Source organism: Azospirillum sp. UENF 312511, from assembly GCF_058780635.1.
In genome coordinates this window covers 216,147-226,833 of record NZ_JBSNCG010000005.1, presented here as the reverse complement: position 1 = coordinate 226,833, position 10,687 = coordinate 216,147, and the positions used below count along the sequence as shown (strand labels likewise).

Genomic DNA, 10,687 nt, shown 5'->3' with positions numbered 1-10,687 from the left:
GGCCTCACCACAAGACGCACAAGACCTGACTGGACGCGCGATGGTCGTGCCCCCAAATAGGCGGGCGTCACTTGGGGAACCCTGAATCCATGCCGATCATCGCGCGCTCCGCAGCCTTCGTCATCGCCGCCGGTCTGTGCGTTGCCACTCCCGCCGCCGCGGCCGACCCGGCGGCCGGCACCGGGCCGCTCTGCTCGCCTACGGTGTCCGCCGCCCTCACCAGCTGGGACATGGGGCTGCAGGCCGCCGGCAAGTTCGGCGACCGCGCCGTCGCCCTGGCGAGGGAGAAGGGACGGGAGTACATCCTGCCGTTGCTCGGCATCGATCCGACGGAGTTGCAGTCCGGCACCGAGGACGGAACCGGCGCCATCGGCCGCCTGCTCGAATCCAGCCGGCATGATCCGCAGCAGCGTCTGGATTTGTGCATGGCGATCACCGGGGCGGTCGAATCGGCGAAGGGATCGACGGCGGCCGGCCTGGAGGCGCTGAAGCGGGCTCTGGACGGCGTCGCCCAGCCGGCGCCGGCAGAGAAGCCGGCGGAAAAGCCCGTGGAGGGACAGATCCGGATCTGACGGCTTCCCCAAGCGGAACGGGGCGCGCGCGCCCCGGCCGTTCATGGGTGCCACAAACGGTTTCGGGCTACCACCCCGACTTCACGGTTGCGCGAAGGCGTGCCGAAACCACATGATCGGGGCAGGTGCAACAAAGACGGAGCGCCCCCGGCGACCGGCCGGGGACACCATGAACGTTTCAAGCGGCCCTTGTGGGCCGCAGGGTACCCGGCCCGACCGGATGTCCTGCGGCGTTCCCCCGCAGCCCGATTCGGGCGATTCCCAAGACGCAGACCCGCGGCCCGACACGCCCTGGCAGCCAAGCCGGACGTCGAGCCGGTGCTGGGACCAGGCCAGGGCGCCCCTCGCCCCGCCCGGCTCACGCCCGTGGTCAGCAGCCCAACCGCCCCTGAGCCGTTGGAGCCCGCCGTCTGCCCTCACGCCTGGAATCGCCCGTCATGCTGTCTTTTGAAATCGCTATCATCGTCGCGCTGACCCTGTTGAACGGGGTGTTCGCCATGTCCGAGCTGGCCGTCGTCTCGTCGCGGAAGGCCCGGCTGCAAAGCATGGCCGATCAGGGCAACGGCGGCGCCCAGATGGCGCTGCGGCTGATCGATGACCCGAGCCGCTTCCTCAGCACGGTGCAGATCGGCATCACGCTGGTCGGCGTCGTCGCCGGCGCGTACGGCGGCGCGACGCTGGGCGACCGGCTCGGCCGATGGCTCGACAGCTTTCCCGCCCTGGCCGGACGAGGCGAACTCCTCGGCGTCGGCGGCGTGCTGGTGGTCATCACCTATTTGTCGATCGTCCTGGGCGAGCTGATTCCCAAGCGGATCGCGCTGAAGAGCCCGGAGCGCGTGGCCTCGCTCATCGCCCCGCCGATGCGCCTGCTGTCCCGCATCGCCGCTCCCTTCGTCTGGCTGCTCGGGGCGTCGACCGACCTGCTGCTGCGCCTGCTCGGCCTGCAGGGGGCTCGGGAGGAATCGGTCACCGAGGAGGAGGTCCGCTCGATGATCTCCGAAGGCACGCAGGCCGGTGTGTTCGCTCCGGCCGAGAAGGAGATGATCGACGGCGTGTTGCGGCTGGCCGACCGGACGGTGCGCACCATCATGATCCCGCGCCCAGACGTCGCGTGGCTTGATCTGGGCAAGACGCAGGCCGAACAGCTGGCGGCGATCCGCGCCGGGAGCCATTCCCGCTATCCGGTGTGCCGCGGTGAACTCGACGAACTGGTCGGCGTCATCCACACCCGCGATCTGGTCGACGCCCTCGTCGAGGGCCGGCCGTTCGAGCTGGAGGCCCAGGTTGCCCGGCCCCTGGTCGTGCATGACGGCACGCCGATCCTGAAACTGCTGGAGTTGATGAAGACCTCCGGCCATCACTTGGCGGTGGTCGTCGACGAGTATGGCAGCATCGAGGGCATCGTCACGCTGACCGACATCCTGGAAACCATCGCCGGCGATCTCCCGGACGTCGGCGAGGCCATGGAAACCGCGGCGGTGCGTCGGGAGGACGGGTCCTGGCTGGTGGAAGGCTGGATGCCGGTGGACGAGTTCGAGGACACCCTCGGGCTGCGCGGGGTGCGCGGCACCGGTGACTTCCACACGGTGGCCGGGTTGGTGCTTCATCACCTGGGCCACGTTCCGGTGGCCGGCGAAGCGTTCGAATGGAACGGCGTCCGGGTGGAGGTCGTGGACATGGACGGCCGCCGGATCGACAAGGTGCTGGTCGTTCCCCGGCCCGATCCTTCCGCCGCGGCCGCTGGATAGCGGCGGCACGGGTTCAGAAACCGACGCTGTTTTTTGATAATAAGAATAGTTCGCATTGCAGGTTCGATGCGGCTATACCGGTGTGACCGGCATCCCAGGCGATGGCCCCGCGGGTGCCGGTTTCATTGCATCCGCCATTCCGCGCATCTGTGACCGACTCCCTCCGCCCTCCTCTGCCCGACGCCCCTCAGTCCTGGAACGCCCAATGACGGGCCCCGTGGGCACCTGGGCGCGCAAGATCGCGGAGTTGTTCGATGCGCATCGACTGCGCGTGGAGCGTGCGATCGCGCGGCGGACCGGGGACCCGCAGACGGCGGGCGATCTGGCGCAGGACGCCTTCCTGCGGCTGGCCCGTCTGCCCGATGGCGAGGCGATCCAGAATCCGGCCGGCCTGCTGTATGTGGTGGCCGACCGCGTGGCGCTCGACCATTGCCGGGCCGCGAAGCGCCAGCGCCTGCGTGAGGCCGGTCCGCCCGACGAGGCGTTGCCCTCCTCCGGCCCCGCGGCCGATGCGGTGGTGGAGCGGAACCAGACCATGGCCCGGCTGCGCGGCGCCATCGACTCCCTGCCGCCCAAAACCCGCGACGTCTTCCTTCTCTACCATGTCGAGGGCTTGTCTTACCGCGCCATCGGCGAGCGGCTTGGCATCTCCCCCCGCACGGTCGAGTACCATCTGCGCACGGCGCTGGAGCAATGCCGCGCGCACATGAAGCGGCGTCCGCTGCGATGATGGGCCGGGCCGAGGTCCCGGCGGGTCATTTTCTTTGAGGGATCGGCCGTCCTCGACCGTCTATCCAAACACGAGACAACAGGAGCGCTCAGCGGGACGCGATGGATCATCAGGACGGACAGCGCAGCGAGCCGGCGGAAGGCGGACCGGTGGAAGGCAGGCCGGAGGACGGCGGACCGGTGGACGGCAGACCGGACGAGGACCGGCTGTTCTCGGAAGCCAACGCGTGGCACTTCCGCTTGCAATCCGACGACGTCCGGCCGGCGGAACGCGCCGCCTTTGCCGAATGGCTGGCCCGCAGTCCGGCTCACTCCCACGCCTGGGCCGGCCTCCAGACCCTCCTTCACGACCTGAAGGAACCCGCCCGCGCCGCCTATGCCGAGTCCCGCAGCGCCCTTCCCCGCCGCCCCGCGTCGGCCGGCATCCGGCGCCTTGCCGCGGCGATGACGGTCCTGCTGGTGGTCGGCGGCCTCGGCCGCTGGCACGGACCGACGCTGTACCAGAACGCCGTCGCGGATCAGGTGACTTCGACCGGACAGCGCCGGACCCTGACGCTGCCGGATGGCTCCATGGTCGACATGAACGGCGACACCGCGCTGGCGCTCGATTACCGAGATGGCGAACGGCGCGTCCGGATTCTGCGGGGCGAGGCATGGTTCCAGGTCACGCGCGACCCCGACCATCCCTTCGTTGTCGATGGCGGGGCGGGAGCGGCCCGTGTGCTGGGAACCCAGTTCAGCGTCCGGCGCGAGAGCGACCGCACGACGGTCACCGTGGGCGAAGGGCTGGTGGAGGTCGCCGCCCACCGGAACGCCGATGGCAACGCCCCCTGGCCTGACAGCGTCCGCCTGCGCCCCGGCGAGAGCGCGGAGGCCGACGCCAGCGGTCTGACCGGGCCACGGGCGGCGGACCCCGCCGTCGCCTTCGCATGGCGCCAGGGCCAGATCGTCTTCCGCCAGCAGTCGCTCGCCTCCGTCATCACGGCTCTGAACCGGCAATGGCCGGGCCGGGTGGTCCTGCTGAACGACGAGGCGGCGGAGCGAGTCGTATCCGGCGTCTTCGCGCTCGACCGGCCGGACGCCGTGATCGATGCGCTGGAGCGCGGCCTCGGCGTGCGCGCCACCCGCGTCACCCCCTACCTGACCCTGCTCCGCTGAAAAAAATCGGCGGGACCTGAAAAAAACTTCCCAGGGTTCTCCGCGCGCCCGTCGTCATGTTCGGGAAAGGAGAGAATGAGACGCAATCGCAGAAAGCGGCGCGCTCTCTCACCGGACGACAGAGGCGAGCGATGACATCGGTGAAGTGTGAAGCGACGGGTGTGACGAACGGACGCCGGGACCGCGTCCAGGGTGGCCGGTTGGGGCGCGCGCTTACGGGGCGGCTCCTGGCGACGACGATGCTGATCGTGCCGAGCCTTCTGCTGTCCGGCGCCCCCGCGGCCACGGCGCAGTCGGTCCAGGAGTCGATCCAGGCTGGCCCGGTAACCTTCGCCATTGCGCCACAGTCGGTGGACGGGGCGCTTGCCGCCTTCTCCACCGCCACGCGCATCCAGGTGCTGACCCCCGGTGCGGTGACCCAGGGCGTCACGTCTCCCGGCGTCAACGGATCGATGACCGCGCGCGAGGGGCTGAACCGTCTGCTGTCCGGCACCGGGCTGGCCGCCCGCTTCCTCAACGCCGAGACCGTGACGGTCGAGCACGTGGCCGCCGGCGACGCCGTCCTGCTCGATCCGGTGCAGGTCGAAGGAAGCCGGGGCGCCACCGGCCCCGGCGCCCTGCCCCCGGCCTACGCCGGCGGTCAGGTGGCGCGCGGCGGGCGCATCGGCGCGCTGGGCAACCAGGACGCGATGGACGTTCCCTTCTCCATCACCAGCTACACCGCCGAAACCATCCGCAACCAGCAGGCGGACACCATCGCCGACGTGCTGGCCAACGACCCGGCGGTGCGCAGCAGCCTCGGCTACGGCAATTTCGCCGAGAGCTTCGTCATCCGCGGCTTCCAGCTGGCGGGGGAGGACCTGTCGGTCGACGGCCTCTACGGCACCGCTCCGCGCCAGATCGTCGCCACCAACATGTTCGAACGGGTGGAGGTGCTGAAGGGCGCCAACGCCTTCCTCAACGGCGCGGCCCCCAGCGGGTCCGGCATCGGCGGCGGCGTGAATCTCGTGCCCAAGCGGGCGGAGGACGACCCGCTGACCCGGCTGACCGCCAGCTACGCCATGGACAGCCGGCTCGGCCTGTCCGCGGATGTCGGCCGCCGGTTCGGCGACGCCAACCAGTTCGGCGTGCGCGCCAACGCCGCGGTCCGCGGCGGCGACACCGCCATCAACGACGAGGAGCGGACGCTGAAGCTCGGCTCCCTGGCGCTGGACTACCGCGGCGAGCGCGCCCGCGTGACGCTCGACGTCGGCACCCAGACCCAGCGGGTGGAGCAGGGCCGCCCCGTGGTTTATGTCGGCAGCTTCGTCCCGGCGGTGCCGTCGGCCTCGCAGAATTACGCGCAGCCCTGGAGCTATTCGCGGATGCGCGACACCTTCGGCCAAATCCGCGCCGAATACGATATCCTGCCCAACCTGACCGCCTACGGGGCCTTCGGCCTGCGCAGCATGCGCGAGGACGGCGACTATGCCTCCCCCACCATCACGCAACCCGACGGCACCGGGACGGTCCGGCGTCTGACCGTCCCGCGCGAGGACGACACCGTCACCGGCCAGGGCGGCGTCCGGGCCGATCTCCAGACCGGCCCGCTCAGGCACCAGCTGAACGCCGGAGCCTCCGCGCTGCGGACGACCAACAACAACGGCTTCGAATTCGGCACGACCTCCACCATCAACCTCTACAACATGGTCGGCTTTCCGCGCCCGGCAACGACCTCGGCCAGCGGCATGGTCGGCGATCTGCCGAAGGTCAGCGAGTCGGTGCTGCGCAGCGTCTACGCGTCGGACACGGTGTCGATCCTGAACGACCGGGTTATGGTCACCGCCGGCCTGCGCCAGCAGAACATCCAGGTTCGCGGCTACAACCGGGCCAACGGCGCCCGCACCTCCGACTACGACCAGTCGGCGCTGACGCCGGTGGTCGGGCTGGTGGTGAAGCCGGTCGAGACGCTGTCGCTCTACGCCAACCGGATCGAGGGGCTGGCGCAGGGGCCGACCGCCCCGTCCACGGCGGTCAATTCCGGCGAGATCTTCGAGCCCTACCGGTCGGTCCAGTACGAGGTCGGCGGCAAGCTGGACTTCGGCAGCTTCGGCGGCTCGCTGTCGCTGTTCCAGACCACGCAGCCCAGCGGCGTCACCGACCCGTTCACCCGCGTCTACAGCGTGTCCGGCGAACAGCGCAACCGCGGCATCGAACTGATGCTGTACGGCGAACCGGTGCAGGGCGTCCGGCTGCTCGGCGGCGCCACCTTCATCGATCCGGAGCTGAGCGACACCGGCAGCGCCGCGACCGAGGGCAAGGACGCCGTCGGCGTGCCGCGCCACCAGTTCAACGCCAACGTCGAATGGGACCTGCCCTTCCTCCCCGCGTCCTTCCCCACAGTGACGGTGACCGGGCGCATGATCCACACCGGATCGCAATATCTCAACACCGCCAACACGCTGAAGATTCCCAGCTGGACCCGCTTCGACGTCGGCGCGCGGATGATCGCCGACGTGCAGAACCGTCCGGTCACCATCCGGGCGGCGGTCGAGAACGTGACCGACAAGGCCTACTGGGCATCGGCCTCCGGCGGCTACCTCAGCCAGGGCAACCCGCTGACGGCCAAGCTTTCGGTGTCGGTGGATTTCTGAAGGTGGATGTCCGACCCGGCGAAGGCATGACGCCGGCATCAGGGGGGCATGAGGGGCGCGCGATGACCAACCGAACCATCCGGATTTGGACTGTGATCCACAAATGGACCAGCCTGATCTGCACGATCTTCATGCTGCTGCTGTGCCTGACCGGCCTGCCGCTGATCTTCCATGACGAGATCGAGGCGCTGACGGCGGAGGACACGCTTCCGCCCATGCCGGCCGACACGCCCTTGAAGTCGCTGGACGAGGCGGTGGCCTCGGCGCTGGCGACCTATCCCGGCGAGCGTCCGCTGTTCCTCAGCTTCGACGTGGACCGACCGGTGGTGAACGTCACCACCGGTCCGGGGGCCCGCCCTCCGGTGTCGCAGATGCACATCTCCGCCATCGACCTGCGCACCACGCGGATCCTGGCCGACCTGAACGACGACGACGGTTTCATGCATGTGATGCTGCGCCTGCATGTGGACCTGTTCGCCGGGCTGCCCGGCGAGCTGTTCCTTGGGTTCATGGGCTTCCTGCTGTTCCTGGCCACCCTGTCGGGGGTCGTGATCTACGCCCCCTTCATGCGCAAGCTGTCCTTCGGCACGGTGCGGGCCGGGCGCGGCCGGCGGCTGAAATGGCTCGACCTGCACAACATGCTGGGCATCGTCACGCTGATGTGGGTGGTGGTGGTCGGATTGACCGGCGTCATCAACACCCTGTCCGTGCCGCTGGTCGCCTATTGGCGCGCCAACGAGCTTGCGGCGATGATCGCCCCCTATGAGGGCAAGCCGGTTCCGGAGCGCTTCGCCTCGGTCGACGCGGCCGTCCGCACCGCCATGGAGGCCGCTCCCGGCATGCGGCCGCAATTCGTCGCCTTCCCCGGCGTGCGCTTTTCCAGCAACCACCATTACGCGGTGTGGCTGAAGGGAGCCACGCCGGCCACCAACCGGATCCTGACCCCCGCCCTGATCGACGCCGAGACGGGGGCCTTCACCGACATGCGCTCCATGCCCTGGTACATGCTGGCGCTGCGGTTGTCGCAGCCGCTGCATTTCGGCGACTATGGCGGGCTGCCGATGAAGATCCTGTGGGCGGTGCTGGACCTGCTGACCATCGTCATCCTCGGCAGCGGCCTGTATTTGTGGATCGCCCGCCGCCGCCATGCCCAGGGCCGTGTCCAGGATCATGCCGCCGCAGGCTCCGGTCTGCGCGCCGTCGCCGGAGAGGCTGCGGAATGACGCCGCGTGCTCCCCTCCGACCGCTGGCGATCTTCGGCATTCCCATGGTGATCGGGCTCGTCACCACCGTCGGGCTGATCGCTGCTCTGCTGGATGACGGCGTCGTGGACGCCGTGTCCTGGGTTGCATTGTCGGTCCCCGTGCTCACCGCGGTCTGGTCCTGGCGCAAGCGCAAGCGCTGAGAGCGGTTCCACACCGCACCGCATCGCAGGCCGCTGCGTTCTCGACACGGTGGCGCGCCTCCGATTTACGCACCAGCGTCTTACGGCACGGATGGCCGTCGCCGCGGATTCGCGAGGAAGAAGCGCAGCATTTCCCGTGAGGCGTCCGGTCCGCGCGGGTCGGTGTAGGAGCCGGCCGGACTGCCTCCCGCCCAGGCGTGCCCGGCGCCTTGGATCGTCCACCGTTCGCACAGCACATGGCCGGAGGCATCCGTGTGAAGTTGGCGGCTGTAACCATGCCCGCCCGGCACTTGGCCGTGTTCCACCGCGGCCCGCGCTCCCGCCGCTCCCGCCATGGATTGCGCAGCGACGTCATCACCGTTGCGCGGATGAACCGTGGTGTCACGGTCGCCGTGAAAGACGATCGTCGGCACAGGGGTGCCGGATCGCGGTTCCGCCAGTTTCCCTCCCTGGCGCATGGCGGCGAAGGCGGAGGGAATATCCCAGGCGGCGCCTTGGGGAAGACCGGAATGCACCCCGACGGCGGCGTAGAGATCGGGATACGCGGCTCCCATGATGACCGCCGCCGCCCCGCCGGCCGAGAGGCCTGCGACAAAGACGCGGTCCGCGTCGACGGCGTGGTCGCGCATCACCTGCCTGGTGATTCCCGCGATCAGCGACGGCTCTCCGTCGCCGCGCCGCTGGTCGGCCGGGTTGAACCAGTTCCAGCACTTCTGGGCATTGGCCGAGGAGGGTTGTGCCGGGTAGACGATCAGGCAGCCATACTCCTCCGCCAGCCGATTCATGCGGGTGCCGGCGGCGAAGTCGTCCGGCGACTGGGTGCAGCCGTGCAGCATCACCACGAGGGGTCGTGGCTGCCCGTCACGGCGATTGGCGGGAACATAGAGCTTGTAGGAGCGCGTGCCGGCCGCGTTTCCGTAGGACTCCGTCGTGAATGAGGCGCCGTCCGGCAGCGGCTCGGCGGTGGGACGGACGGTGCCGTCCACCCCGAAGCCGACACCAGCCGGCATGGCGCGGGCTGCAAGGCCGCGCAGGGTCTCGCCCAGACCGGCCCGCGGTCCGGGATGGAGCCGGCCGGCAAACGCGCCGGTGGGCCTGAACGCCGTTCCGCGGCGCGGCGGCGCTGTCTCCGGCATGTCCGGCGGAGCGTTCACCGTGAGCGGTTCGGCATCGATGATGGTTGGGATGATGGTTGGAGGGGCGCCGGGTGGCACCGGAGCCTGATTCCTCATCAGGCGATGGATGAGGGCGGTCGCCCCGGCGAGATCGCCGGCTTTGGTGAGGCGCAACACCTCACCCATTCCGGTGGGGACGCGGTTGGTCATGTCAGGAACTTTCTGTGTTCGGACAGGGGGCCGGTGGGAAAGCCCGGTTGAGAAGTCCCGGTCCGTCGTCTTTCAGAGATGCGGCCGGCGCTTCTAACGCATGCGGTCCGCAAGAGCCGCCTTGACGGCGCTGCTGGCGTGCAGCGCCCCGAGCACGGCGACCGAGGCGATGGTGGCGCGGGCGAGTTCGGGGGTGACGTCCTGGGCGATGGTGGCCAGCCCAAGGACACGGATGTGGAGCATCTGTCCGGCATCCCGCGCCGCTTCGAGATCCTCGCGGCTGTAGTGGCGCAGGCCGAGGTCGACGCTTTTGCGCGTCACGGCCTGTCGCAGGGCGTCGCTATGGCGGTCGATCTGGTTGCGGATGGCGGTGCGGATGAGGTCCGTGCGGTTCGCGTAGAATCCCTCCTGCACCAGGAGATCGATGTGACCGAGGTCGACATAGCCGAGGTTGATCGTGATCTTCTCGCTGTCCCCAGCCTTCGGCTTCGGTTCGCGTGCGTCTGTTGACATCCCTATACCATCCTCTCACCATCCAGTGAGATGGTAAATAGGCGCGCTGACGAACCGATCAAGAGGGCATGCCATCGGACGCCGTTGCAAAATTGGTCGGCATACGGCGTCCTCGCTGGGGCCGTAATCGGCCAGCCGTCCGACCTTCAGGCCGCCTTTGGGACCCTTTGGAAACGATGGAGCGTGCGCCCGCCCGCCGATCGCGGTGGCAACTTTTGTTGCAAATAGGAATCACTTGCAATTTCAATTCCTGATTGGCAAAACATGGCCTCTCTCCACCAAATCGGATTGGCGCGCCATGATTGGAAACGCACCGATGGCAGAAGCCGCCTTTCACGGGCTGGCCTTGGCCGCGACCTCGGTCGGAATCGCCGCATTCTACCTTTCGGCACCGCGCCAGCAATGGCTGACCCGCCCGCTGGCCGGCCGGCGCAGCCGCATCATTGGGACGCTTGCCCTGCTGGAAGGGTGGCTGCTGTGGTCGGTGGTGATGCATCCGGTGACCGCGCTGTTCACCAGCCTCACCGTCGCGATGCTGCTCCTCACCATCCTGCCCTTCGCCGCCGCCGCCCGCGGAGCCATGCTCGCGCGCCGGGAGGGCTGA

Annotated in this window: 10 protein-coding genes; 8 read left to right on the top strand and 2 right to left on the bottom strand. The window is 69.0% G+C overall.

The features are described from left to right. Positions 1-89 precede the first annotated feature (89 nt). From ACWPN7_RS29405 to ACWPN7_RS29375, 7 genes are all read left to right on the top strand, one after another. Entirely contained in the window at positions 90-572 is a 483-nt protein-coding gene (locus ACWPN7_RS29405) for a hypothetical protein (RefSeq protein WP_492273551.1), read from the top strand. A 437-nt stretch (positions 573-1,009) separates the two neighbouring features. Next, a complete protein-coding gene (locus tag ACWPN7_RS29400) occupies positions 1,010-2,320 on the top strand; it encodes a hemolysin family protein (protein ID WP_407825320.1) in 1,311 nt (436 codons plus the stop codon). Between the two features lie 205 nt (positions 2,321-2,525). After that, on the top strand, positions 2,526-3,050 hold the full coding sequence (locus tag ACWPN7_RS29395) for an RNA polymerase sigma factor (protein WP_201043290.1): 525 nt from the start codon (positions 2,526-2,528) through the stop codon (positions 3,048-3,050). Between the two features lie 101 nt (positions 3,051-3,151). Beyond that, complete coding sequence (locus ACWPN7_RS29390) at positions 3,152-4,207, top strand: FecR family protein (RefSeq protein ID WP_459197396.1); 1,056 nt, start codon at positions 3,152-3,154, stop codon at positions 4,205-4,207. Positions 4,208-4,368: 161 nt separating this feature from the next. Then, positions 4,369-6,840, top strand: a complete 2,472-nt coding sequence (locus tag ACWPN7_RS29385) for a TonB-dependent siderophore receptor (protein WP_492273550.1) — start codon at positions 4,369-4,371, stop codon at positions 6,838-6,840. Positions 6,841-6,902: 62 nt separating this feature from the next. Continuing rightward, positions 6,903-8,063, top strand: a complete 1,161-nt coding sequence (locus ACWPN7_RS29380) for a PepSY-associated TM helix domain-containing protein (RefSeq protein WP_451995357.1) — start codon at positions 6,903-6,905, stop codon at positions 8,061-8,063. Further along, positions 8,060-8,245 carry a hypothetical protein gene (locus ACWPN7_RS29375; protein WP_040136701.1) on the top strand — a complete coding sequence of 62 codons (186 nt, stop codon included), beginning with the start codon at positions 8,060-8,062 and terminating at the stop codon, positions 8,243-8,245. Before ACWPN7_RS29380 ends, ACWPN7_RS29375 begins: the two co-directional genes overlap by 4 nt. Positions 8,246-8,325: 80 nt before the next feature. Here ACWPN7_RS29375 and ACWPN7_RS29370 read toward each other — a convergent pair whose 3' ends face one another. Then, a complete protein-coding gene (locus ACWPN7_RS29370) occupies positions 8,326-9,570 on the bottom strand; it encodes an extracellular catalytic domain type 1 short-chain-length polyhydroxyalkanoate depolymerase (protein WP_451995355.1) in 1,245 nt (414 codons plus the stop codon). Positions 9,571-9,663: 93 nt separating this feature from the next. Beyond that, entirely contained in the window at positions 9,664-10,083 is a 420-nt protein-coding gene (locus tag ACWPN7_RS29365; RefSeq protein WP_349620151.1) for a CopG family transcriptional regulator, read from the bottom strand. A 316-nt stretch (positions 10,084-10,399) separates the two neighbouring features. Between ACWPN7_RS29365 and ACWPN7_RS29360 the strand changes: the two genes are divergently transcribed. Then, complete coding sequence (locus ACWPN7_RS29360; protein WP_051658518.1) at positions 10,400-10,687, top strand: hypothetical protein; 288 nt, start codon at positions 10,400-10,402, stop codon at positions 10,685-10,687.